At 37.5% G+C, this 26,102-nt stretch carries 26 protein-coding genes and 1 riboswitch; of the genes, 25 read left to right on the forward strand and 1 reads right to left on the reverse strand.

Annotation, left to right across the window (positions count from 1 at the left end):
* The first annotated feature begins 2 nt into the window (after positions 1-2).
* The 6 genes from J3U69_RS07670 to J3U69_RS07695 all read left to right on the forward strand — a co-directional run bounded on the left by J3U69_RS07670 (position 3) and on the right by J3U69_RS07695 (position 5,821).
* Positions 3-1,922 (forward strand): acyltransferase family protein, encoded by a 1,920-nt coding sequence (locus J3U69_RS07670; protein WP_267413594.1) that lies wholly within the window; start codon positions 3-5, stop codon positions 1,920-1,922.
* A 12-nt stretch (positions 1,923-1,934) separates the two neighbouring features.
* Positions 1,935-2,873, forward strand: coding sequence for a ribonuclease Z (gene rnz, locus J3U69_RS07675; RefSeq protein WP_220233019.1), 939 nt, complete (start codon positions 1,935-1,937; stop codon positions 2,871-2,873).
* Positions 2,870-3,664: an SDR family NAD(P)-dependent oxidoreductase gene (locus J3U69_RS07680; RefSeq protein WP_103751571.1), complete on the forward strand. Its 795-nt coding sequence runs from the start codon at positions 2,870-2,872 to the stop codon at positions 3,662-3,664. Before rnz ends, J3U69_RS07680 begins: the two co-directional genes overlap by 4 nt.
* A gap of 9 nt (positions 3,665-3,673) precedes the next feature.
* Positions 3,674-3,895 (forward strand): lipopolysaccharide assembly protein LapA domain-containing protein, encoded by a 222-nt coding sequence (locus tag J3U69_RS07685; protein ID WP_103751572.1) that lies wholly within the window; start codon positions 3,674-3,676, stop codon positions 3,893-3,895.
* Positions 3,896-4,008: 113 nt separating this feature from the next.
* A complete protein-coding gene (gene rpmF, locus J3U69_RS07690) occupies positions 4,009-4,200 on the forward strand; it encodes a 50S ribosomal protein L32 (RefSeq protein ID WP_046306801.1) in 192 nt (63 codons plus the stop codon).
* 73 nt (positions 4,201-4,273) lie between these two features.
* Positions 4,274-5,821: a bifunctional metallophosphatase/5'-nucleotidase gene (locus J3U69_RS07695; RefSeq protein ID WP_267413595.1), complete on the forward strand. Its 1,548-nt coding sequence runs from the start codon at positions 4,274-4,276 to the stop codon at positions 5,819-5,821.
* A 49-nt stretch (positions 5,822-5,870) separates the two neighbouring features.
* Here the strand turns inward: J3U69_RS07695 and J3U69_RS07700 are convergent, their stop codons facing one another.
* Complete coding sequence (locus tag J3U69_RS07700; protein ID WP_103751574.1) at positions 5,871-6,077, reverse strand: DUF2929 family protein; 207 nt, start codon at positions 6,075-6,077, stop codon at positions 5,871-5,873.
* Between the two features lie 105 nt (positions 6,078-6,182).
* On the opposite strand from J3U69_RS07700, the gene J3U69_RS07705 reads away from it, so the two are divergent.
* The 19 genes from J3U69_RS07705 (at position 6,183) to J3U69_RS07795 (ending at position 25,995) form a co-directional block, all read left to right on the forward strand.
* On the forward strand, positions 6,183-9,308 hold the full coding sequence (locus tag J3U69_RS07705; RefSeq protein ID WP_267413596.1) for a DNA polymerase III subunit alpha: 3,126 nt from the start codon (positions 6,183-6,185) through the stop codon (positions 9,306-9,308).
* 165 nt (positions 9,309-9,473) lie between these two features.
* A complete protein-coding gene (gene pfkA / locus J3U69_RS07710) occupies positions 9,474-10,433 on the forward strand; it encodes a 6-phosphofructokinase (RefSeq protein WP_220221109.1) in 960 nt (319 codons plus the stop codon).
* A gap of 30 nt (positions 10,434-10,463) precedes the next feature.
* Positions 10,464-12,233: a pyruvate kinase gene (pyk, locus tag J3U69_RS07715; protein ID WP_103751577.1), complete on the forward strand. Its 1,770-nt coding sequence runs from the start codon at positions 10,464-10,466 to the stop codon at positions 12,231-12,233.
* A 186-nt stretch (positions 12,234-12,419) separates the two neighbouring features.
* Positions 12,420-13,307 (forward strand): S1 RNA-binding domain-containing protein, encoded by an 888-nt coding sequence (locus J3U69_RS07720; protein WP_103751578.1) that lies wholly within the window; start codon positions 12,420-12,422, stop codon positions 13,305-13,307.
* Positions 13,300-14,199 (forward strand): site-specific tyrosine recombinase XerD, encoded by a 900-nt coding sequence (gene xerD / locus J3U69_RS07725; RefSeq protein WP_267413598.1) that lies wholly within the window; start codon positions 13,300-13,302, stop codon positions 14,197-14,199. The genes J3U69_RS07720 and xerD overlap by 8 nt, the downstream gene beginning before the upstream one ends.
* An 8-nt stretch (positions 14,200-14,207) precedes the next feature.
* Complete coding sequence (locus J3U69_RS07730; RefSeq protein ID WP_103751580.1) at positions 14,208-14,558, forward strand: reductase; 351 nt, start codon at positions 14,208-14,210, stop codon at positions 14,556-14,558.
* A gap of 4 nt (positions 14,559-14,562) precedes the next feature.
* Positions 14,563-15,300, forward strand: coding sequence for a segregation and condensation protein A (locus J3U69_RS07735; RefSeq protein ID WP_103751581.1), 738 nt, complete (start codon positions 14,563-14,565; stop codon positions 15,298-15,300).
* A complete protein-coding gene (gene scpB / locus J3U69_RS07740) occupies positions 15,290-15,901 on the forward strand; it encodes an SMC-Scp complex subunit ScpB (RefSeq protein ID WP_103751582.1) in 612 nt (203 codons plus the stop codon). The genes J3U69_RS07735 and scpB overlap by 11 nt, the downstream gene beginning before the upstream one ends.
* Positions 15,898-16,617 carry a pseudouridine synthase gene (locus tag J3U69_RS07745; RefSeq protein ID WP_103751583.1) on the forward strand — a complete coding sequence of 240 codons (720 nt, stop codon included), beginning with the start codon at positions 15,898-15,900 and terminating at the stop codon, positions 16,615-16,617. The genes scpB and J3U69_RS07745 overlap by 4 nt, the downstream gene beginning before the upstream one ends.
* 26 nt (positions 16,618-16,643) lie before the next feature.
* Positions 16,644-16,758: riboswitch (FMN riboswitch) on the forward strand.
* Positions 16,759-16,850: 92 nt separating this feature from the next.
* A complete protein-coding gene (locus J3U69_RS07750; RefSeq protein ID WP_267413599.1) occupies positions 16,851-17,534 on the forward strand; it encodes an ECF transporter S component in 684 nt (227 codons plus the stop codon).
* A gap of 384 nt (positions 17,535-17,918) precedes the next feature.
* Positions 17,919-18,611, forward strand: coding sequence for a BspA family leucine-rich repeat surface protein (locus J3U69_RS07755; RefSeq protein WP_267413600.1), 693 nt, complete (start codon positions 17,919-17,921; stop codon positions 18,609-18,611).
* A 300-nt stretch (positions 18,612-18,911) separates the two neighbouring features.
* On the forward strand, positions 18,912-19,760 hold the full coding sequence (locus tag J3U69_RS07760; protein ID WP_267413602.1) for an NAD(P)H-binding protein: 849 nt from the start codon (positions 18,912-18,914) through the stop codon (positions 19,758-19,760).
* Positions 19,761-19,772: 12 nt separating this feature from the next.
* Complete coding sequence (locus J3U69_RS07765) at positions 19,773-20,225, forward strand: Rrf2 family transcriptional regulator (protein ID WP_267413607.1); 453 nt, start codon at positions 19,773-19,775, stop codon at positions 20,223-20,225.
* A gap of 99 nt (positions 20,226-20,324) precedes the next feature.
* The gene (locus J3U69_RS07770; RefSeq protein WP_267413603.1) at positions 20,325-20,804 is read left to right on the forward strand and encodes a LysM peptidoglycan-binding domain-containing protein; all 480 of its coding nucleotides are present in this window, start codon (positions 20,325-20,327) and stop codon (positions 20,802-20,804) included.
* Positions 20,805-20,846: 42 nt separating this feature from the next.
* A complete protein-coding gene (cmk, locus tag J3U69_RS07775) occupies positions 20,847-21,521 on the forward strand; it encodes a (d)CMP kinase (RefSeq protein ID WP_267413604.1) in 675 nt (224 codons plus the stop codon).
* 72 nt (positions 21,522-21,593) lie between these two features.
* Entirely contained in the window at positions 21,594-22,799 is a 1,206-nt protein-coding gene (rpsA, locus tag J3U69_RS07780; protein WP_103751587.1) for a 30S ribosomal protein S1, read from the forward strand.
* Between the two features lie 64 nt (positions 22,800-22,863).
* A complete protein-coding gene (gene der / locus J3U69_RS07785; protein ID WP_220221117.1) occupies positions 22,864-24,174 on the forward strand; it encodes a ribosome biogenesis GTPase Der in 1,311 nt (436 codons plus the stop codon).
* Between the two features lie 183 nt (positions 24,175-24,357).
* Positions 24,358-24,633, forward strand: a complete 276-nt coding sequence (locus J3U69_RS07790) for an HU family DNA-binding protein (RefSeq protein WP_103751589.1) — start codon at positions 24,358-24,360, stop codon at positions 24,631-24,633.
* Positions 24,634-24,738: 105 nt separating this feature from the next.
* Positions 24,739-25,995, forward strand: a complete 1,257-nt coding sequence (locus J3U69_RS07795) for a tetratricopeptide repeat protein (RefSeq protein WP_267413606.1) — start codon at positions 24,739-24,741, stop codon at positions 25,993-25,995.
* Positions 25,996-26,102 lie beyond the last annotated feature (107 nt).

The following is a 26,102-nucleotide window of genomic DNA, read 5'->3' on the forward strand; positions in this document are numbered from 1 at the left end:
ATATGGCAAAAAATCGGTTTATTACAGGATATTCTGGACTTAGGGCGTTAGCAGTTATTGGGGTGATTTTATATCATCTTGATCCTAATACTTTTGTTGGTGGTTATCTTGGGGTACCGATTTTTTTTGTATTATCAGGATACTTAGTTACCTGCCAAATGCTTAAGGCATATGATGATCACGGCTTTTTTGATAACAAGAATTTTTATTTAAAAAGGCTGAAAAAGCTTTATCCGCCTTTAATTGCGCTATTATGGCTTTGTGCCGCTTATATTTTTGTCTTTCAGCGAAATTTATTGGCTAAGTTGAGTCAGATTGTGATAACGAATCTGTTAAACGTTTATAATTTTTGGCAGATTTTAAATGGTCAAAGTTATTTTGAGCGTTTTGCCGCCAATGAATCGCCTTTCGTACATTTATGGACAATGTCGATTAACGGACAATTCTATTTCTTGTGGCCATTAGTGATCTTTTTGCTGGTTAAATTTAGTAAAAAACGGGAAAACACTTTTTGGATTCTATTTAGCGTCTCAATGTTATCGGCACTAGAAATGGCAATCATGTATAAAACCGGTGTCGATTTAAACCGGATCTATTATGGCACTGATACAAGATTCTTTTCACTGGGACTTGGTGCCAGTTTAGCTGTAATCTGGCCAATGGATAAATTAAAGGCTAAAATCGAGCGAATTGATGCTAATTTGCTCGACATTAGTGGACTAATCTCGCTTCTTGCTATGATCTTTTTATTTTTTAGTCCGTTAATGAATCCGGAAAATGCTTTTCCTTATTATGGTGGGATGCTCTTATTTACTATTTTTACGGTTTTATTGGTTGGAATTATCGCACATCCTTGTAGTCATTGGAATAACTGGCTAACTAACCCACTTTTTAACTGGATTGGTTCTAGGAGTTACGGTATTTATCTTTACCAATTTCCCGTAATGATCTTTTTTGAAGATAAAGTAACTAATATGGCAGATCATGTCTTGCTGTACCATCTAATTGAAATTTGCTTAATTTTGATTTTGAGTGAAATGTCCTATCGTGTGATTGAAAAGCCATTGGGTAAGGTGACGTGGGCAAAAACTAAGAATTACTTAGATAGTCTTTTTGATAAAACAAGAGAAAGTAATGCCCCTCGAATTAAAGCCGTTATTGCCTGCTTAATTTTTGTAATTGGTAGCGTCGCAATTCTTGTTTCGCCAACAGCAAGAGCAGAAGATTATAATAAATCACAGTTAGCTCAGCGAATTAGTGCTAATCAACAACGGCAAAGCAGGGAAAATAAGACCTTAATTGCTAAACTGAAGAAATCAAATACTAAGGGGCCGAGGGCTGCTAAGCTGATTGCTCAGGCTAAACGTTCAGCTAAGAAGCACCCGGTAAATAAATCATTCAAAAAGTTCGGCATTAGTCAGGTGGATTTACAATTGGCTCATCAGGTACCATTGACTGCAATTGGTGATTCAGTGATGGCAGGCTCAAGTAATGATTTAGCTAAATTAATGCCTAAAGCCGTCATTGATGCGGCCGTTTCCAGGCAATTATCGGTAGCGTTTGGGCTAATTAACCAATATAAATTGCAAAAAGTTTTAGCTAATAATGTCTTAATTGCCTTAGGGACAAATGGCCCATTTCCAATGTCAGATTTAGATCATTTGATGACTGAAATTGGTCCAAAAAGACAAGTATTTTGGGTGAATACTCATGTTCCAAATAAGCCTTGGCAAAATCAGGTAAATAAAACTTTGCAAACTGCAGCTAAGCGCTACCACAATTTAACAGTTATTAACTGGTATAATCATTCGCAAGCGCATTCTAACTGGTTTTATGAAGATCAAACCCACCCAACGCCAGTGGGATCGAAGTATTACAGTGCTTTCATTGTCAAAACAATTGTTGAGCACGCTAAATTTTAGAATAGGAATTATATGGAATTACAATTTTTAGGTACAGGGGCAGGCCAACCATCAAAACAGCGTAACGTCTCAAGCATTGCGCTTAAAATGTTAGATGAAATTAATGAAATTTGGTTATTTGATGTTGGTGAGGCAACACAACACCAAATTTTACGGACTAATATTCGTTTACGGAAGGTCACTAAAATTTTTATCTCCCATAATCACGGTGATCATATTTTTGGCTTGCCAGGGTTACTCGCAACTAGATCATTTCAGGGTGATGTCGGCCCGATAACAATCTATGGTCCTCCTGGTTTAGAGCAATTTGTAAGAACTGCTTTAAAAATTTCGCGGACAAAGGTTTCATACCCCATAAAGTTTGTTGCCTTAGAGGAGGGCGGTTTAATTTTTCAAGGACAAGGGTTTAAGGTTTATGCCGAAAAATTAGCCCATCGCGTCCCCAGTTTTGGTTACCGGGTTGTCGAGGATGCACATCAAGGCGAACTTTTAATGGACAAATTAACGCAATATAATATACCTAATGGGCCATTACTTGGTAAACTAAAGAATGGCGAGACTATTACTTTGGATGATGGGACAATATTAGATGGAAATGACTTTTTAGGTCCAAATAAAGCTGGTAGAATAGTTACTATAATCTATGATACGCGTTCAACTCCTGTGATTGCCCAACTCGCCAAAAATGCTGATGTACTGGTCCATGAATCGACTTTTGCTGGCCATGAAGCTGATTTAGCTCGTTCTTATTATCATTCTACAGCAGTTGAAGCTGCAAAGATTGCGCGCGATAATGGAGTAAAGCGGTTGTATTTGGACCATATCTCTGCTAGATATCTAGGTGCTAAAGCCAAAAAACTAGAGAATCAGGCTGTAAAAATATTTCCTAATACCAAGCTAGCAAATGATTTTGATCGAGTTATAATTCCGATGAAAGGTGAGAAGAAATGAGTGATTCATTAAGAAATAAAGTTGTTGTTGTTACCGGTGCTTCTAGTGGAATTGGACATTCAATTGCTTTAGAAAGTGCCGGTCGCGGCGCTACTGTTATCTTAATTGCCAGAAATAAAAATAAACTGGAGAAAGTAGCCGCTGAGGCACATGAATTATCAGGTGCTCCTACCTATATTTTTGCTACTGATATGGGTGAAAGTGAGCAAATCGATGCTGCTTTTAATAATATCGTTAAGGTAACAAAACATGTTGATTACTTAGTAAATTGTGCTGGTTTTGGCAAGTTCGAGAATTTCGTCGAAATGGATCGGCGTGAAGTAACTGCAATGTTCCAGGTCAATGTATTAGGTTTAATGTACTTTACTAGACTGATTGGCAGGCTAATGATGGATCAAAAAACTGGTCAAATAATCAACTTTGGCTCAATGGCTGGTAAAATGCCAACCGTTAAATCTGCTGCTTATAGTGCATCAAAAGCTGCCGTTATTCAGTTTTCTAATGTTTTACGACTTGAATTAAAGCCTTTTGGCGTTAAAGTAATGACGGTTAACCCGGGACCGGTTTACACCAATTTCTTTAATATTGCTGATAAGAGTGGTAATTACGTTAAAAATGTTGAGCGCTATATGCTTGATCCCGATGATGTGGCCTGGCAAGTTGTCCATTTCTTTGGCAGCAATAAACGCGAATTGAATTTGCCGCTAAGTCTTGCATTTTTAGCTAAACTTTATAATCTGTTTCCAGCAATTGGAGATGAATTATCGCTTAAGTTTGCATCAAGAAAGTAGTGCAGAACAATGAAAGATAAAACTCGACAAATTAAAATGGTATTGATTTTAATCCTTTGCCTGTTGGCAGTGATCTTTGTTGTTCTCAATACCAACAATGTGGCCATCAATTTTGGCTTATTTAATGTGAAAGTGCCATTGATAATTATTTTGGTTATCATGATTATTATTGGTGTCCTCATTGGTTGGTTTTGTGGTTCAAACGGACATAATCAAGATAAGAATAACTAATATATCTTGATTTATTTAAGATACAATAGTATCATTAACAAACGTGAAGTGTTTTAGGCACTCTTTTATTAGTGACCTAAAAACGTAATTCTACAATAAAGGAGATCAAATAAATGGCAGTTCCTAAGAGACATACTTCTAAGCAAAAGAAACGTTCACGTCGTGGCCATATCAAGTTAGCTGTTCCAGCAATGCACTATGATGCAACTACTGGTGAATATCGTTTAAGCCACCGCGTTTCACCTAAAGGTTATTACAAGGGTCGTCAAGTTGTTAGTGAAACTAACGCAAGCGACAACAACTAATTAAAAAGGGCACCTATTATGTGGTGTCTTTTTTTTACCTAAAATTATTTAATTGCCACGGGAAAGGTAAATAATGAAACTAGTATTTTTGAGTTCAAGCGATATTCATGGTTATATTTTGCCAACTGATTATCAAAACCAGCATGACACTGATGCACCAATTGGGTTAGCTAGGGTGAGTGCAATCTTTAAAGCCGAGCAAGCTCGTTATGGGAAAGAAAATGTCATTCTAACGGATGCGGGTGATTACTTACAAGGATCACCACTTGCCTCTTATGTTCATTCGGTTAAGAATTACCGTGCTTTGTCTAAGTACGTAGCTTTTGACCAAGCAATTGGCTATGATGCTCGTTGTCTAGGGAATCACGATTTTAACTATGGGCTTGATTATCTCAAATATTTTCTTAGTCATAATTCCAGTCCGATCGTGAATAGTAACATCTTGGATCAGACGACTAACCAACCGGCTTTTGGCAATGATTATTTGATTATTGAAAAAAATGGGCTAAAAATCGGACTGATTGGTTTGACAACGCAAAAGGTCCCTAGCTGGGAACCGGCAGCGCATGTCGCTGGCTTACGGTTTGCTTCTGCCTATGAGCAGGCAAGTTATTATGCGCAATTATTGCGGCCTCAAGTTGATGTCTTAGCAGTTTTATATCATGGCGGTTTTGAAAAGGATCCAGAATCTGGTCAGATAACTGAACCAGCAACAGGGGAGAATGAAGGTTACCGAATATTAACGCAAATTCCAGAAATCGATATCATGTTAACTGGGCACCAGCATCGCCGAATGAGCCTAGTAGCTCATGATACCGCGATTGTACAACCAGGTTATCGCGGAGAAGCAGTGGGAAAAGTTGTTCTTGAAATTGATGAGCAAACAAGAAAAATTAAGACAAAAACGGCTTCGTTGATTGATGCTAAAGACTTTGCTCCTGATCCAGAAATAATCAACCTAGCGGCGACCTTGAATAAAGAAACGCAAATTTGGCTAGATCAACCTGTTGCTGAGCTTGCTCAACCGGCACCGATTAATAATGCCGAGCAAGCTCGCATCAAAGGAGCACCATTTGTCAATCTTCTGCAGCAAATGCAACTATATTTTACTCACGCTGATGTTTCTGCGACTGCTGTTATGAGCGATACAGCTAAGGGCTTTGGCAAAAGTGTCACCATGCGTGATATTTTATTAAATTACCCGTACGCAAATCAGTTATGCAAAGTTAAGCTTACTGGCCAAGAAATACGTGAGATTATTGAATATAGCTTATCTTTTTTAACAAAAGACGCTAAGGGACAAGTGACTTTTCTACCTGCTAAGCGTGATCAATTATTTAATTTTGATATCTTTTATCCCATTAATTATCAGGCAGACATTAAGAAAAAACCGGGCCACCGATTGACTAAGCTTGAATTAAATGGTCAACCAATTGAAGATAGAAAAATGTATTATTTAGCTGTTAATAATTACCGCGCAATGGGCGGAGGATTTTATCCGGGCTATGCTCCCGAAAAAATCACATCAATTCTTGCTAAAGATTATGTTCAAATGTTTCAAGAATTTTTGACTAAAGCTAAACCTCAAGTCGATTGCAAACCAAACTTTTTATTGCAATAAGAAAAGCCATTAACGCAAATGCGTTAATGGCTTTTACTATTTATCTATTTTATTTAAGCTTAGAATACTTGCTCTTATCTTTACTTGAGTGGGCGGTAATAGTTGGAATAATGGCAGCGAATAACACTCCAAAAATTAAACCAACAATCGCAGCTTCGCCTAAGTTAAAAACATTTTGTGTTAAAGGTGCGGCAATAAAACCGACGATTAACATATAAACAATGCTCCAGCAAATTGTTACGATATAACGACTCATAGCAGTTCCCTCTTTCATAGAAGAATTTTAGCAAAGTTTGTGCAGGTTTTCAAACTAAAAGAGAGGTTTTTGGTATACTAAATTTAAAATAAAGGAGGAGTCCAGATGAAAGTTGCGGCACTGCAAAATATTAGTTCATTTACATTGTTAGAAAGCCCAATTAAAATTAGGGACTTATTGAGTGCGGCCAAAAAGGCTGACTATGAAGCAGTTGCGTTAACCGATATTAACGTTACTTATGGTCTGGTCAACTTTTATGAAATTGCGCAAGAACTTGGTATTAAGCCACTGCTAGGGATGCAGCTTAGGCTAAACGGATTGATTGATAGCGCACACCACTATGATTTGATTGTTCTAGCTAAGACGGATGAAGGCTACCGCAATATTTTACGAATTTCGAGCAGAATTAATCTGTTAACTGAAAATGGGACAAAAAAGGCAGTTTTAACTTTAAAAGAAGTCCAAAAAGATTTGCATGATATCGTACTTATTGTTCCAGCTAACACGCATAGCGAGCTTTTACAGTTGCAAAAGCAAGATGAACAACTCGGCAATGATTTATTACGTCAATTATTGGCATTAGTGGACGATAGCGACTCAGTTTATTTAGGGGTTTATGGCTCAGAAAAGCAGCAGACTTATATCAATTATGTTAGAGCATTGTCTAAACAATTTAAGATACCACTTGTTAGTGTTGAAGATACGCAATATTTGCAACCTCACGATCAATTTCTTGCTAAGACATTGCGAGCAGTAAAAAAAGGCGAGGTGCTACAAGACATTGATGAACTAGCAAAACAAAAGGGTTCACACTATTTGCCTTCTGCCCAAGAACTTAGCAACAGATATCATGAATTGGATTTGGATGATGCCTTAAAGAATACGCACAAGCTTGCACAAGAATGTAATGCTAAAGTTATTTTTCAAACCCCTGTCTTACCCAAATACAAGCAAACTAAGTTTAAAACGTCGAAAGAATATCTTTACTACTTAGCACAAAAAGGATTACAGGAGCGCTTTAATGGTGGGCAAGCACCGGAAAAATACCAAAAGCAGCTTGATTACGAACTCCAAGTAATCGATCAGATGGGATTTAATGATTACTTTTTAATTGTGTGGGATGTAATCAATTATTGCCATCGAGCCGGAATTGTCACGGGGCCAGGACGAGGTTCTGCTTGTGGTTCGTTAGTTTCTTATTCTTTGCGAATTACGGAAGTTGACCCGATCGAATATCAGCTGCTCTTTGAGCGTTTTTTAAATCCTGCTCGGCATGAAATGCCGGATATTGATTTAGATATTCCTGATAATCGCAGAGATGACGTAATTAAATACATGTTTGAAAAATACGGAATGGATCATGCAGCGCAAATCTTGACTTTTGGAACATTGGCCGCAAAGCAAGTATTGCGTGATACGGGGCGCGCTTTTGGCTTAAAAGAACCGGAAATGGCAAAATGGTCGCAGAGTGTGCCTTATTCTAAGACTAAAATTTCACTACCAGAAGCTTACGAGAATTCGTCTAAGATGCGGTTACTGGTTGGAGCTAATACTAAAAACAAATTATTGTTTGAAACAGCTAAGAAGCTTGAGGGCTTACCGCGGCATTATTCAATTCATGCTGCTGGCTTAGTCCTCAGTGATAATTCAATCGCAGCTATTTCTGGCTTGCAGGCAGGGCAGCTTGGCATCCCGATTACCCAGCAAACCAAAAAATATGTTGAAGCGCTTGGACTTTTAAAAATCGACTTTTTGGGATTACGAAATCTAACCATTTTAGGCGATACCGTTGACATGATTCACAGTCAAGGAAAAAGAATTGATGTCAATCAGATTCCGTTAGATGATCCAGCGACGATGAAAATGTTTCAAGAAGGAAAGACTGACCTTGTTTTCCAATTTGAATCAGGCGGGATTAGAGGAGTTTTGCGCGAATTGCACCCCGATAACTTTGAAGATTTAGTAGCCGTCAACGCCCTTTATCGTCCAGGTCCGATGCAAAATATCCATTCTTTTATTGCCAGAAAAAGGGGAAAGGAAAAAGTTACTTACCCCGATCCTAGTTTGAAGCAGATTCTGGCGCCCACGTATGGTATCTTGGTTTATCAAGAGCAAGTTATGCAGACGGCCCAGATTTTAGCTGGCTTTTCGTTAGGAGAAGCCGATATCTTGCGGCGGGCAATGTCAAAAAAGAATCAGAAAGTAATTGAGCAAAAGCGGGCCGAATTTATTAATGGCACGGTCAAAAATGGTCGTTCACGTGAGGTAGGACAAAAGGTTTATAGCTACATTGAGCAATTTGCCAATTATGGCTTTAACCAATCACATGCAGTTGCGTACACCAAAATAGCCTTTTGGCTTGCCTACCTTAAGGTGCATTTCCCTGCAGAATTCTACGGTGCCATGTTAAATTCTAATAGTGGCAATCATTTCAAAGTTAGTGATTACATCATGCGGGCACAAGGCGCTGGGGTTAAAATCTTACCACCGGATATTAATAAAAGCGCACTAAGCTATCAAATTGTTAATGGCCAAATTTTAGTTGGTTTGCGAGCAGTTAAAGGTCTGAGAAATGACTTTCTGACTCAAATTATTAAGCAGCGTAACAATAAGCTCTTTGATTCGTTTGATGATTTTTTACGGCGGATCAATTCAAATTACTTGAAGATTAAAATGATTCAACCTATGATCAAGGCTGGTTGCTTTGATAACCTGAATGCCAACCGAAATGAATTACTGGAAAATAGTCCAGAAATTATTGAAAATATTCAGTTAACTGGTAATAATCAGGCACTATCTGAAAGTCTCGGTGGGGTACCAATTAAGCAGGCTCCTGAACCAACTAGCGCGGAAAAAGCAGATATGGAGCAAGAAGCTTTAGGCTTTTCCACGATGACTTCGCCTCTTGTTGCCGTTCAAAAGTATGCTGAAAAATTTAAGGCTAGGCCACTAGAGCAATATGAAATTAATGATTCGGGAGTTGCCGTGGGAAAACTGATGTCCCTAAAATTGATCAAAACCAAAAAAAATACCACGATGGCTTTTGGTAATTTTGTTGATTCGACTAGTCGCCAAGATATTGTAATTTTTCCTAATATGTATGAAAAAATTCAATCTATTTTAAAAGAAGGTAACATTTATTTATTGGGAATAAGAGTTCAAAATGACCGTTTTGATTCAAGTAAAAAGCAGTATGTTTTGACTAATTTACGGGTGGTTAATTACAAATAAGCATTTTTTGCGCATACTTGAGCAATTTCAGACTGATAGCGCTAACAAGCAAAAAGACTGGTAAATCAAGAAAATATCTCATTTTTTGTGAGATTTTTTTGGCAAAGAATGTTAAAATTTAGTGGATGTGAGAAATTACACAATAAATCTTAATGAGGTGAATTCATGAAACGAATTGGTATTTTAACGAGCGGCGGCGATGCTCCTGGTATGAATGCAGCCGTTAGAGCTGTTACCAAGACTGCTATTCATAACGGGCTTGGTGTCGTTGGTATTCGTTATGGCTTTGCCGGGTTAGTTGCGGGTGACTTTGTTACGCTAACTGCTGAAAAAGTTGACCACATGATAAGTTTAGGCGGCACTTTTCTTTACAGTGCACGTTTCCCAGAATTTGCACAAGAAGAAGTGCAAAAAAAGGGCGTCGAACAGTTAAAGAAACATGACATTGATACTGTTATCGTTATTGGTGGTGACGGTTCTTATCACGGTGCTTTGGCATTAACCCGTCTTGGCATTAACTCGATTGGTCTGCCAGGAACCATTGATAACGATATTCCTTGCACTGATTACACCATTGGCCTTGATACAGCCTGCAATACAGCTTTAGAAGCAATCGATAAGATTCGTGATACTGCTAGCAGCCATCACCGCGTTTTCATTGTTAACGTAATGGGACGTGGCTGTGGTGATATTGCAATGCGCGTAGGTCTAGCCAGTGGTGCAGACGCGATTGTTGTTCCTGAACGTCCTTATGATATTAAGGAAATTGCTCAGACACTAACACGTGGCTTTGCAGAAGGCAAGGATCATGGTATTATCGTATTGGCTGAAGGCGTAATGGATGCCGATGAATTTAGAACTGAACTTCTAAAATACGGCGATTTTGACGCCAGAGCTAATATCTTAGGTCACATGCAACGTGGTGGTTCACCAACTGTTTTGGATAGAATCAATGCGACAAAAATGGGTAATTATGCTGTTAAGTTACTTCTCGATGGTAAAGGCGGTTTAGCTGTCGGCATGGAGAATGGCCAATTAGAAACACATGATATTCTCGATTTGTTTGATGATACCCACCGCAGTGATGAGACGTTATTAGATATAAATGATGAAATGACTAAATAATTTAGTCGATTTTGGGGAGATTTTTACATAATGAAGAAAACTAAAATTGTTAGTACCTTAGGGCCAGCATCGAATGATATTGAAACTATTACTGCTCTAGCAAAATCTGGAGTAAATGTATTTCGTTTCAACTTTTCACACGGTGACCATGCTGAACACCTTTCACGGATGAAGATGGTTCGCCAAGTTGAAAAAGAAACTGGTTTAGTTCTTGGTATTGCTTTAGATACTAAAGGTGCTGAAATTAGAACCACTGATCAAGAAGGTGGCAAGTTCACTCTCAACACTGGTGATAAGATCCGCGTTTCAATGGATGCAACTAAGCCAGGTAACAAGGACATGATTCATGTTACTTACGACGGACTTTATGATGATACTCATGTTGGTGGTCATGTTTTAATTGATGATGGTTTAGTTGATTTATTAATTAAAGAAAAAGATGATGCTAACAGAGAATTAGTCTGTGAAGCACAAAATACCGGTGTAATCGGTTCTAAGAAGGGTGTTAATGCACCTGGCGTTGAAATTCGCCTTCCAGGAATCACTGAAAAAGATACTGATGACATTAAATTCGGTTTAGAGCACGGAATTAACTTTATTTTCGCTTCATTTGCTCGTAAAGCCCAAGATATTCTTGATATCCGTAAGCTTTGTGAAGAAGCTGGTTGTGATTACGTTAAGATTTATCCTAAGATTGAATCACAAGAAGGTATTGACAATGCCGATGAAATCTTACAAGTTTCAGATGGTTTGATGGTTGCTCGTGGAGACATGGGTGTTGAAATTCCATTCATCGATGTACCATTTGTTCAAAAAGATTTAATCAAGAGAGCTAATGCCCTTGGCAAGCCAGTTATTACTGCTACACAAATGCTTGATTCAATGCAAGAAAACCCACGTCCAACTCGTGCTGAAGTTTCTGACGTTGCTAATGCTGTTCTTGATGGAACCGATGCGACAATGCTTTCAGGTGAATCAGCAAATGGTTTGTATCCAGTTAAGGCTGTTAGTGCAATGGCTGAAATTGACGAAAGAACTGAGCAAGAACTTCTTAAGCGCAATACTTTAGCTTTACAAAGATTTGAAGAATACAAGGGTTCAAACGTAACAGAAGCAATCGGTGAATCTGTTGTTCGGACTGCTCAAGAATTAGGTGTCAAGACTATTATTACTGCAACTAATTCTGGTTACACTGCAAGAATGATTTCTAAGTACCGTCCAAATGCCAACATCTTGGCTTTGACCTTTGACGAAAAGATCCAACACTCACTCGGCATTTGCTGGGGCGTTCAACCAATGCTCACTGAAAAGCCTGAATCAACTGACGACATGTTTGAAGTAGCTGCTAAAGTTGCTAAGGAACAAGGTTATGTTAAAGATGGTGATTTAGTAATTATCGTTGCCGGTGTTCCTGTTGGTGATTCTGGTACAACTAACTTGATGAAATTACAAATCATTGGTAGCAAGTTAGCTCAAGGCTTAGGCGTTGGTAATGGTTCAGTTGTTGGCAAGACTGTTGTTGTTAACAGTGCTGAAGAAGCTATTAGCAAGACTAAGGAAGGCGACATCTTAGTTGCTAAGACTACAGACCCTGACTACATGCCTGCTATTAAGAAGGCTTCTGGCTTGGTTGTAGAAGCTTCTGGTTTAACTTCACATGCTGCTGTTGTTGGACTTTCACTTGGTATTCCAGTTGTTGTTGGTGTAACCGATGCAACTGAGAAGATTGCTGGTGACACAACTATTACAGTTGATGCACGTCGTGGTGCAATTTACCAAGGCGAAGTTTCAAACCTTTAATTTTGTGAACCAATATTAATGAAAAAGTTAGCAGGGATGCTAGCTTTTTTGTTTTTTCAAGAATCTAATACTCATTTTACAGGAGGCTACTGCTCGCTAATTAAATAAGATTAGCGATTGTCAAATTCTTTCGGTAAAATGGTATACTTGGTAAAGATGAAATATGTAAAATTAGGGGAGAAGTTTATGCTCGGCACGATTGCAAAAGGAAAAATTATTGACCAAAATGATGAAGCTTATTATGTTCAGATTGAGGGACTGACTTACGAATTAAAGCGCAAGGAAATTACTCAGGAACAGCAGCCTAAGCTTGGCGATGAAATAAAGGGCTTTTTATATGACGACAAGCAGCATAACCGGGAGATGACACAATTTCTACCTTTTGCGCAACAAGACCAGTACGGTTGGGGTAAAGTAACCGATGTAAAATTCGATTTGGGCGTTTTTGTTGATATTGGCTTACCGGATAAGGATGTCGTTTTATCAGTTGATGATTTGCCCTTTGCCAAAGAGAGATGGCCCCGTAAAGATGATCAATTGTTAGTTCACCTTGAAACAGATGATAAAGAGCGAATTTGGGCCAAGTTGGCTGATGAAAATATTTTTGAGCAATTGGCAGCCCACTTTCCTAACGATATGAAAAATAAGGATGTTTTTGGAACAGTCTATTCTAGTCGAGAAATTGGTGCTTTTGTGATTACTACTGATTATTATTTAGCTTTTGTTCATGCCTCCCAAATGAGTCGTCCGCTACGTTTAGGTGAGCAGTTTAAAGGTCGTGTAATCGGGATTAGTCAATATGGCAGGTTGAATTTGAGTAGCTTGCCACGTGCTTTTGAAGAAATAGATGATGATGCCCAAATGATTTTAATGAGTTTGCGGCGAAAGAATACTAAAACATTACCGTTTTACGACAAATCTGATGCGCAAGAAATTAAGAATTATTTTGGCATTTCAAAAGCGGCCTTTAAACGGGCTCTGGGCCATTTGCTTAAAGCACGTTATATTTCGGAAGATAAAACTGCCGGTACAATTAGTTTGATTAATGATCCAGAAGACGAGCAAGATGCATAAACTGCGAGAAGATGTTGAAGATTATTTAAGATACAGCCAAATTGAGCGCGGACTCAGTGACAATACCATCACTGCATATCGGCAAGACTTAATGGATTTCTTGACTTTTTTAAAAAACGAGGGTCTTACGTCTTGGCCAACAAAAGCAGTTGATATCGATGCCTTTTTAGCTGGTCAAAAAGACTTAAATAAGGCAACTAGTTCAATTAGCCGCATGATTTCGAGTCTGCGGAAATTTTATCAGTGGCTTGTTCGTCAGAATATCCAAAAACTTAATCCGATGCTTGAAGTTGACTCACCAAAAAAAGAGCATAGATTGCCGGTAGCGTTAAGTGTCGCTGAAGTTAATAATTTATTGCAGCAGCCTGATGTAAAGAAAAAACTTGGTTTACGTGATCGAGCTTTGCTCGAAACCCTATATGCAACGGGAATTCGTGTGAGTGAGTTAATTAACCTTAAATTTAATGATTTGCATGAAGAATTAAAATTATTGAAAGTATTCGGTAAAGGTTCGAAGGAGCGCTTGATTCCGATTAGTGACGTGGCAATTTCTTGGATTAACAGCTATCAGGAAAAAGTCCGTGATCCTTTATTACTAAAAGTAGGTAAGAATACTGACTTTATTTTTCTCAATAATCGTGGCGGTGCTTTAACTAGACAGGCAGTTTGGCAAATTATTAAACGTTATTGCCAGATGGCGGGGATAACCAAAAATGTTACACCGCATACTTTGCGTCATACTTTTGCGACCCATTTACTAGAAAATGGTGCAGATTTACGCGTAGTGCAGGAAATTTTGGGCCATTCTGACATTAGTACGACGCAGATTTATACCAATCTATCCCAAAAGCATATTTTAGAAGTTTATGCAAAAACACATCCGCGATTTTAGGTGAACATATGTTAATTGAATGCAAAAATGATAAAGAAAAAGTAGCGATGGGCTTGTTGTCCTACCTCCCAGACTTTAAAAATTTAGCTAATCTAAAAGATGAAATCCGGCTTAATAAAAATAGTAAGGAATTTCGGTTATTTTTGTATCGCGACCATAATCCCAACTTTGTTGGCGTAATTGGTACTCAGTGGGATGAACAATTTATTGTCATACGCTATATTTCCCTTGCTCCAGATTACCGTAAGAAAAAATATGAAGAGCAGGCAATTTGTGAATTAGCGGCTGGCAATCCCCAGAAAAAAATAACCACTGTCCCAGAATACGTTTATTTGATGAAATATTTAAAACAGAAATAGAACTATGACCAGTAACTTAACTTTAGAATTGCCCAATTTTGAGGGGCCGCTTGATTTACTTCTTCACTTAATCAAATCACAAAAAATTGATATCTATGATATTCCAATTGCTCAGATCACCAGCCAATATTTGTCTTATTTGCATGAGATGCAGAAACTAAACTTGCAAATTGCTGGCGAGTATTTTGTCATGTCGTCAATGCTATTGAGGATCAAGTCCCAATCACTTTTGCCTCAAAATGATTTTACCGAAAATGATGAACCCGAAGAAGATCCTAGAGATGAGTTGGTACAACAGCTAGTTCAGTATTCCGTTTTTAAAAAAGTATCGGCTTATTTTAAGCAGCGAAATAATGAAGTACCTATTACAGCAGCTAAAGAAGAAAGTGTACCAGCTACCAAAAAGGTGCAACCGTTACCTTTGGGCCAAATTACCTCTTCAGAATTAGCTAATACTTTCATCGTTGTACTTCAAAGATTAAAACTCCGCCAGCCCGATATTGTTTCCGTTAATGTGAAAGAAACGCCAATTAATGATATGATTGACTTCTTACGCACCAAATTGGCTAAGCAGAAAAAAATTAGCTTTTTCTCTTGTAGCGACAAGATGACTAGCTTATCAGATGTAATTGGCTTGTTTTTAGCATTATTAGAATTATGTAAAAAACAAGAGATTAAGGTCAAGCAGTCGCGAATTTTTGGTGATCTGGAATTAGAAAGAATTGATAAAGATGGTAAGTAAAATTGCACAATTGGAGGCATTGCTATATGTAGCAGGCGATAATGGCATTCCAAGTGAAAATTTGTGTGAGTTAATGCAAGTTGAGCATTCCGCATTGCGCGAATTAGCCAAAAATCTGGCAGCTAAGCTTAAGCAAAATCAAGATTCTGGTTTGCAGGTAATACATATCAACCATAACTATAAATTGACTACTAGACCAGAAGTTAGTGAAGTAGTGGCTAATTTTTTTCAAAAAGATTTGTCAAAGTCGTTAAGTCAATCGGCACTAGAAATTTTATCAATTATTGCTTATCGTCAGCCCATTACGCGCATTGAAATAGATGAAATTCGTGGGGTAAATTCGTCTGGGGCGCTCCAAACTTTAATTTGGCGTGGACTTATTAAAGCAGATGGTAAAAAGGATGCACCAGGACACCCCAATTTGTATGTCACCAGTGATTATTTCTTACAGTATTTTGGCTATCAAAGTCTAGCTGACTTACCTCTGATAGAAGACTTTGAAGATGAAAGTATTAACTCTGAGGGTGAAATCGACTTATTCTCAGCTAATGGAAAAGCAGATAAAAATATTGCTGAAGCACAAAAAGGAGATAAAGAATGAGTTTACAACGTTTACAAAAGGTAATCGCAGAGGCGGGAATTGCCTCTCGTCGTAAGGCTGAAAAAATGATTGAAGAAGGCAGAGTAACCGTTGACGGCGAGATTATTACCAAACTTGGAACCAAGGTAGATACTTTTAGCAATATCACGGTTGATGGGGAACCAATTGAGCGTGAAAGTCTGCATACATATCTTTTTTATAAACCACGCGGCGTCGTTTCAACAGCAAATGATGACAAAGGAAGAAAGACCGTAGTAGATTATTTTTCCGATTTGCCTTATCGGCTGTACCCAATTGGCCGGCTTGATTATGATACTTCAGGCTTGTTATTAATGACTAATGATGGTGAACTGGCTAATTTAATGATGCATCCTCGCAATAAGGTTGCTAAGGTCTATGTAGCAAAGATTGAGGGTCAACTGACACCAGAGGAAATTCATCGTTTATCTCATGGAGTCAGAATTGATCGTCATCGAAGTGCACCAGCTAAAGTAAAAATTATCCGGAGCGATAAAAAGAAGAATAGCCAAATTGTGCAGTTAACGATTCATGAAGGACATTATCATCAAGTCAAAAGAATGTTTAAAGCCGTAGGCCATCAGGTAAAGAAATTATCCCGTGAACGATACTCCTTTTTGACTTTGGGTAATCTTGTTTCTGGCAAATACAGGGAACTTACCCACAGTGAAGTTGACAGATTAAAACAGGTAGACTAGTATTTACTTGTAGTTAAATATCAGTTTGTTGTCTTCATGGCAGGGTGAAAATCCCGACCGGTGGTGAAAGTCCACGACCCACTTTTGTGGTGGAACCAATTATGGTACCGATAGTTAAAGTCTAGATGAAAGAAGACAGGCTAAACTAAAAGTTAAGACTTATTTTTGAATACTTACTTTTATTAGGTCTGTTGCTAGGAGCAACAGACCTATTCTTTTTGGAGGTAAGTATTGTGAAAAGAAGAAATATCACAAATCTAACTAATATAATTGCTTATGTACTAATTGGAACCATTTCATTTATCTTAATGGAATTGGCTTTTCCTCTCCCAGTAGCTAGCTTTTTAAAATTCGACTTTTCTGATGTTATTGTTACGATTGGGACCTTTTTATTCGGTCCAGTACCTGGTCTTATTATTGCCGCTGTTCGAATGTTAATTGACTTGATTTATAAAGGATTTGCATTGCCAAGTGTCATTGGCCAATTAGCTGCTTTAGCCGCCTCTATGTCATTTGCACTGCCATTTTATTACATTGCTAAGGATGTTTCGGCTGACGAAAAAAATGCCAAAAAACTTTATGTTAAACCAATTATCGGAATTATTTTGGGCATAATAGCGATGACAATTGTTTTATCCTTGTTAAATGCCTTAATCTTGACGCCAATATATGCAGTGACTACGGTTACGAATTTACCAGCAATTCACGGCTATACTGGACTGCTTAACTTTACGGAGAAAGTTTATCTTGGTCAACTTCTCCATATTCCGTCAATGTCTACGTATATTTTTGGCATAATCGTTCCATTTAACTTATTAAAAGGAGCAATTAATGGGGTAGTGGTTTATTTCCTATTTGAAGTTGTTTTGCGCAGCTTAAAGCCATTCGTAAGAAAGCATTTTAATTTAAAGAATTAACCTAATCTTGGGATATTATTTTTTAAAATATGATTAGGAAAACAGTTCTCGTTCAAGAACTGTTTTTTATTTGCCACTTTTTGCCCTATCATTTTAAAGTTGAAAAAACTAGTAAAAATTGATTTTATTTTTGGTAAAAGTGGTGCTAATTCCGGCATTGCTTAAGTATTATTGACTTGATTAATGCGTATCAAAACATATTAAGTGGTATAATATTTATGCATTTATGATTAACTTTATCCATTAAAAATACTGGATTTTTAATGTTTAAGTCAGCCATAAGTGTTTATGGAAATAAAAATGGGTACTAGTAAGCACTTGAAGTCGTTTGATTAGGTTAATTGAACGATAAAGTAATTACTTATTTACTAAGAAGGAGAAAAAATGGCAAATAGACGTAAGAAAATTAATTTGAGCAAAAAGCTGTTAGTTAGTTCCGCAATTGCCGGAATTATTGGCGGGACCGCGGTCACGCTTTTTCCCACGCAAGCGGGCTATATCCAGACTGTGCAGGCTAAAAAGAAGAAACCGCACTATAGTTCAATAATTAATATTAGTAGATTTTCTGAAAACAATGACTGCCTTCTAAAATATGATGTGACAACTAAGACTTTACATATTAAAGAAGGGGCTAACAGCAATACGTTAGGGAGGACCCCAATTTATCGGGCAGTTTACGATGCGAAAAAGCATATCTCTAAAAGAAATATGTTTAAGCCTACTGATATTGAACACATCAGTATTGATAGTCAGATTAAATTACCAGGAAATTCTAGCCTTTTGTTTGGTAGATTATACAAGCTGCAAGATATTAGCGGTCTTGATAAAGTAGATACCGGTGATGTTGATAGTTTTGAGAAATTATTTTATAAAGATAAAAGTTTACAAAGCCTAGATTTGAGTTCATGGGACATAAGTTCTATAGGCTATGCTGGAGCTAGCGAAATGTTTTCCGGCGCAAAGTCATTAACTCAGATTAATCTAACCAATTGGGATGATATCCCAGATACTGACATGCTTTCGGGTCTTGATACCACCAAAGTCAAGATTATCGGCTTTGATGTAGATGAAGATTAATCGTAAAAAGTGATACATTCTTTTGGTAAAATATCGCAAATCATATTTTTAGGCATTAAGCTACAAGGTAACTTGATGCTTTTTTCATGACTAAAATTTTGCGGCCTTATAGCCAGTTAAATTCGTAAAATTGCAGTGACTATGAATTTGGCATTCAGTTAATCGCCCCAATATTAATCACTTCTTCCTTAAGAATTACAAGTCCAAGCATTTCTTGTTGTTTTATTATTTACATGTAGTACAATTAAACCTGTCAAAAATAAAACAACAAATTATGAATTCTGAAAGGTAAGAATAAAAATGAAATACGCTGTTACAGCTGCAACCGGAAATTTTGGCCAACTGGCTGTGAAATATTTAAGTCAATTAACTAGTTCAAAAGATATTGTCGTCATTGCCAGAAATCGGGAGAAAGCCGAGAAGCTTTTTCCTAACTTTGAAATAAGAATTGGTGACTATGATAAGCAAACATCAATTACCGAAGCATTGCAGGGAATTGATCAGGTCTTATTTATTTCCTCTCAACCTGGCGGAAAAGTTGACCGCAAAGTGCAGCACCAAAATGTAGTTAACGCGATTCAGGCAAATCATGTTAGCTTTGTGGCCTATACTAGTTTTGCTCATGCTCAAAGTTCACCTACACCGCTAGCTCAAGATCACAAGCTAACTGAAGACATGATTATTAAAACCAATATTGCGCACTCGTTTTTGCGTAACAACTGGTATTTAGAAAATGAAGCAGGATTTTTTGCAAGTGCTAAAGAAGCACAAAAAGCTGTTTACTGGGCAGACAATTGTGCCGGCTGGGCTTTAGAAAGTGAATATGCACAGGCAGCTGCTAATGTTTTAACTTCTTCAGAGCCACGTGAAGTTTACGAATTTACGGGCAAGCCAATTACTTACCAAGAGCTAGGACAAGCTACAAGCGAAGCATTGGGCAAAAAGTGTTCAATTTTGCAGGTCTCTCGTGAAGATTATATTGCTGACCTGGAAAATAAGGTGTTGGATCACTCAACGGCAACTCTTTATGCCTCTTTCCAAGAGCCAATTGCTAGCGGTTCCTTAAACGAAACTAGTTCAGATTTACCACTAGTGTTAGGACACCCATTGACCGATTTAAGTACAGCAATCAAGAAAATTGTTTTATAAAAGGAGAACAAAATTAAATACTCTTATAAATTAAGTGATGCTATTCATGTTTTAGCTTATTTATTACTTTGCCCAGATTCTGACCATTCAAGCAAAGCAATTGCAGCAAGCGTAGAAGCTAATCCTAGTGTAATCAGAAGCTTAATGAGTGACTTACGCAAAGCTAATTTACTTTCTAGTCATCAAGGTTCAGTTAAACCAACTTTAGTTAAGCCGCCTTCCGAAATCAGTCTATTCGATATCTATCAAGCTCTTAATGTTAATCACCATCTTTTCCATGTCGATCCTGATACCAATCAAAATTGTATTGTGGGCAGAAATATTCAACCAGTTCTTCAAAATGTTTATGGTGAAATTGAAAAAGATGCAGAAAAGAAAATGATGGAAATAACTTTGGAAGATATCGTTAAGCAAATTAACCAACAAATTGCGGACCATGCTTCTTCAAACGAAAATACTAACTAAAAACAGTTTCTAAATTCAACTTGATTCAATATTATTTTTATCCATTTTACCTATTAAATATGCTAAAATTAAGCAAGTTAGGTGAAGGAGGTTTTCAAATTGAATCAGAACCCGCAAGGACCGTTTAAGCATTATGAACGCCCTCATAATTCTAGGACGATGATTAATAAGTCAGGCTCAAAATACTGGATGATCTTAATGGTTCTTATAGTTATTATTATTGTTGCTCTTGTACCGGTTGTGCATCATTTGGCTGCAAATAGTGAAACCAGCAACCGGGTAGTTGAATTGCAAAAAGCGACTAAGAAGCGCAAACGGGTAACAGAAAAGAAGACTTCCAAGACTCAAATTAATGCGAAGGTTAAAGACAAGGCAAAGAAAAAAACATTATCCAAGCCTAAAGTTCAGGCACAGGATAAGCCAGCTGAAACAAAAGTTAAACAATATACTGTTCAAAGCGGCGATTCTTTAACTAGTATTGCAGATAAATTTAACCTAACGGTTAATGATTTGGCACAACTTAATCAACTCAATCCAGAAGATCAAGTAAACGCCGGTCAGAAGCTGAGAGTAAAGTAGTTAATAGAAAGGGCAGGGACTTCAAGTCCCTTTTTTAATGGCATGCAGATAGCAATTGATGGACCAGCTTCAGCTGGTAAAAGTACAGTCGCAAAAATTATTGCGCAAAAATTGGGTTTTACTTACATTGATACTGGGGCAATGTATCGTGCCTGCACGGTAATAGCACAAGAAAATCAGCTTGATTATGGTGACGAAGAGGCGATCCTAGCCGCAGTTGATCAAAATCAAATTGAATTAAAAGTAGTTGATGGTGAACAAAAAGTTTTTGCAGGTAAAAATGATGTTACACAGGCAATTCGAATGCCTGAAGTTTCAGCGAATGTTTCCCAGGTTTCAGCACTTTCCGGTGTCAGGGAAAAAATGGTCAGTCTTCAGCGGCAAATGGCAGGTAAGATGAATGTCGTAATGGATGGTCGTGATATTGGCACAACAGTTTTACCTCACGCAGAAGTGAAAATTTTTTTGGTAGCTTCAGCACAGTCTCGTGCCCAAAGAAGAATGCTTGACTTAAAGCAGCGCGGAATAAAAAGTAGTCAAACATTGGCAGAGATTGAAGAAAGTATTAAGCAACGTGATTACAAGGATTCTCATCGCAAAATTTCACCGTTAAAAAAGGCGCCAGATGCGGTTGAAATTGATACGACTAAGATGAGTATTGAACAAGTTGTTGACGCAATTTTGGCTGAAATTGCTAAAAGTCAAAAAAATATTTAAAAAAGGTGCTAAAACAGTAGAAAAATATCTCACTTTCATTTAAAATTAGATTATGATATTGGGAGGTAAATAATGTCAGAAAACAGTAATCAATTTTTAGATGCATTAAAGCAAATGCAAGGAGTTGAGGTCGGCGATATTGTAGATGTTGAAGTATTAGACGTTGAAGAAGGTCAAATCGATGTTGGTGTTGAAAATGCTGGTGTCGAAGGTGTGATTCCACGTCGTGAATTCACTTCAGATCGCAACGTTGATCTACGCGAAGCCGTTAAGCCAGGAGACAAGTTTAAAGCTTTAGTCTTGAGAAAAGCTGGTGGAGACAAGGAGAACGGTGAGTTCTTCTTCTCAGTAACTCGTCTTAAGGAAAGAGAAGCTTACGACGAATTGCAAAAAGACTTTGAAGCAGGTAAAACAATCGAAGGTACTGTTACTTCATCAGTACGTGGTGGTTTATTAGTTGATGTTGGTACAAGAGGATTCTTACCAGCTTCACTTATTTCTAACCGCTATGTTTCTGATCTTAAACCATACATTGGCAAGACAATGAAGCTTAAGATTACAGAAATTGATCCAAGCAAGAACCGTCTGATTCTTTCTCACAAGGATTTAATTGAAGAAGAACGTGAAGAAGCCTTTGATAAAGTAGCATCACAATTAGTTGTTGGTGATGTAGTAGAAGGTAAAGTTTCTCGTTTGACCAACTTTGGTGCTTTTGTTGATGTTGGTGGTGTAGACGGTTTAGTTCACATCTCTGAAATTTCTTACAAGCACGTTGACAAGCCTAGTGATGTATTAAAGGCTGGTCAAGATGTTAAAGTTAAAGTTATTGGTATCGATGATGACAGACACCGCATCTCCCTTTCAATCAAGCAAACTGAACCTTCCCCATTTGAACAAGCTACAGCTGAATTACACGAAGGCGACATTTTTGAAGGTGAAGTTAAGTCTTTAACTAACTTTGGTGCCTTTGTAGAAGTTGCTGATGGCATTCAAGGCTTGGTCCACGTTTCTGAAATATCATATAAACACGTAGACAAACCTAGTGATGTTCTTGAAGTTGGACAAACAGTTAAGGTTAAAGTTTTGAACATTGACCCTAATGAACGTAGAATTTCACTTTCAATGAAGGCTGCTGATTCTAAAGGTTCTGAAAATGAAGGATCTCATTCGCACAGTTCATACAACAGAAACTCTGTTAACAAGAAATACATGAACAACGATGACAGTGGCTTTGCTTTAGGTGACATTATTGGTGACCAATTGAAAGATCGTCGTTAGTTGTAAATTTAATGAGCCGACTTTTTAAGTCGGCTTTTTTTATTATTAAAAGGAGGCTGAAAATATGGTTTTACCTGTAGTTGCAATTGTAGGACAACCAAATGTTGGTAAATCTACTCTTTTCAACCGGATTATTAATGAGCGTTTGGCAATTGTAGAAGATAAGCCCGGCGTTACCCGTGACCGCAATTATGCCCAAGCTGAATGGATGGGACATAAATTTGACTTAATTGATACTGGCGGTATTACTTGGGAAAATGGCCGAATCGAAGATGAGATTCGTGCCCAAGCCGAAATAGCTATTGAAGAGGCAGATGTGATTGTAATTTTAACTAGTGTTACTAATCACTTAACCGATTTAGATGAGCGAATTTCGCAAATGCTTTATCAAACAAAAAAGCCGGTTATATTAGCGGTTAATAAAGCAGATAATCCTGAACAAAGAATGGATATTTATGATTTTTACAGTTTAGGTTTCGGGGATCCAATTCCCATTTCTAGTGTTCACGGAACGGGAATTGGTGATTTGCTTGACCGAATTGTTAGTGAACTACCAAAAGATCTAGCTAAAGATGATGATGACCAGATTTCGTTCAGTGTAATCGGGCGACCAAACGTTGGTAAATCATCGATTGTCAATAGTTTACTCGGACAAAAGCGGGTAATTGTCAATAATGAAGAAGGGACAACTCGTGATGCTGTAGATACCCCCTTTATTAGCGAAGATGGTACAAAATACCGAATTGTTGATACAGCTGGAATCAGACGACGAGGCAAAGTCTATGAAAAAACTGAGAAGTATTCGGTAATGCGTGCAATGAGTGCGATCGAGCACTCTAATATCGTCTGCTTGGTTCTTGATGCTAGTACCGGCATTAGGGAACAAGATAAACATGTTGCTGGGTACGCACATGAGGCTGGACGCGGCATTATTATTGTCGTTAACAAATGGGATTTACCGAAGAAGAACAGTAATAGTGGTAAAGATTTTGAACGAGTTATTCGTGAAGAATTCCAGTATCTAGACTATGCGCCTATTTTATTCGTTTCAGCAAAAACGGGCCAAAACTTGGAGCAAATTCCGAAGATGGTTAAGCAGGTTCACCAAAACCAGACTCAAAGAATTAAATCCAGTGTTTTAAATGACCTCCTGCTCGAAGCCAGCAAGTTGGTACCAACACCAATGGTACGAGGAAAACGCCTTAGAGTTTATTATATGACTCAGGTGTCTACTAATCCGCCCACTTTTGTGGTGTTTGTAAATGATCCAGAATTAATGCATTTTTCCTATGAGCGATTTTTAATAAATCAATTACGTGATAACTTTGATTTTACTGGCACACCAATTAAGGTTATTGCACGTAAAAGAAAATAGTTTGTATCTAGCAAATAGATAAAAATGACAATTTTCGGCTAAATTGCTTGTTGTACTATGGCTTTTGTGCTATTTTGAAACAAGGAAAGAATGATTAGTCATGATCATTGTTCCTTGTTTCTCTGATGAGGAATAAGTAAAGAATCTCTGTTATGAGATTCATTTTTGGGAGGTGAATTTTCTATGGCAAATAAAGCAGAATTAGTTACTGAAGTTGCTTCAAAAACTAAGTTAACTAAAAAGGATGCAGCTACAGCTGTTGATGCAATTTTCAGTTCGATCCAAGAGGATCTTTCAAAAGGTAAAAAAGTTCAATTGATTGGCTTTGGTACTTTTGAAGTGCGTAAGCGTGCAGCTAGAAAAGGACGTAACCCACAAACTGGTGATGAAATTGAAATTCCAGCTAGTGTTGTTCCTGCATTTAGACCTGGTAAAGCTCTTAAAGAAGCTGTTAAATAAGCTGATTAGTTTTATCCAAAAAGATGGTGGCCATAATGCCATCATCTTTTTGTTTGTACTTTTATCTAAAATGAACACGATGAATCTGAGACAGGAAGGAAAATTATGAGCTATTCAGAAGAGTTGCTAGATTCAATTCAAAAACAAGATTTTTCCAAAGAAAAAATTTTATTAAAAAAGGCTCTAGATGAAGATGAACCAGAAATTTTGGCTTCCTTAGCCGAAAATTTAACTGGCTTAGGTTTTACTGACATAGCCAAAGAAGTTTACCGTAGTTTAATTGCGCGTTTTCCAAAAGAAGACCTTTTCAAAATTTATCTCGCTGAAATTCTGTTGAACGATGGTAAAGACGATGATGGACTGTCACTTCTTTATGCAATTCCAGAAGACTCATCCGCTTATTTGGATAGCCTATTAGTCCAAGCGGATTACTATCAAACTAATGGCTTGCTTGAGACGGCGTATAGCAAGCTCCTAAAGGCCGCTAAAGTGGCACCTGAAGAAGATGTCGTAAAGTTTGGATTAGCTGAACTAGACTATCTTAGTGGCCGTTATGAGCAAGCCTTAGATTTGTATCAGGATTTATTAAAAAGACATAAAAACTTTAGTGAGATTAACCTAAATGACCGTCTGTTTCAGACTCTAGCTAAGTTGGGCCGCTATGAAGAAGCAAGTGAAGTAATTGAAAAACACGCGAGTGAACTGTTAGACATTGACAGTAAGTACCAAGCAGCCTTAGTTATGTTAGCGGTGAATAAAGACGATCAGGCAATCAAATACCTAGATGAAGTGATTGACCAAAGTCCTGATTACGTGAATGCATATCGGCTGTTGGCGACTGCTTATGAACACAAAAATGATAATGACCAAGTTTTACGGTCAGCACAAGCAGGAATCGCATATAACGAGCTTGATGCATCTTTATACGCAATTGGGGCAAAAGCTACTGTTAAGCTTAATGAATTTGACACCGCTGAGGAATTGCTCAAAAAGGGCTTGAAATTTTTACCTGAAAACGTTGATTTACGTTTACAACTATCAGATTTATATTTAAAGGAAAATAAGCACCAAGAAAACTTAGAATTATTTAGTAAAATACCTGATAATGAATTAGAGCCACAAGCACATTGGAACATGGCTCTTTCTTACGAGGCTCTTGAGCAGACTGAAAAGGCTAAAAGTGAGTTTTTACTTGTTTATCCCGAATTTCAGGATAATACCGCTTTTTTACGACAAATGATTCTCTTTTTTAATGCTGAACCTAATTCAACTACCATTGTTCAAGAATTATTAAATCGTTATTTGAAACTTGAACCAGAGGATACAGAAATGCAGGATTTAGCTAATAATTTACTTGATTAGCAGAACTAAAAAAGATCGCATATGATATGAACCCCGAAGTTAGGACAACTTCGAGGTTTTTATTATGGCTAAATTATCCAAACAAGATAAAATTGAAATCTTCAATC

Origin of the sequence: Lactobacillus sp. B4026 (assembly GCF_026535825.1) — a bacterium.
Classification (GTDB): Bacteria; Bacillota; Bacilli; order Lactobacillales; family Lactobacillaceae; genus Lactobacillus; species Lactobacillus panisapium.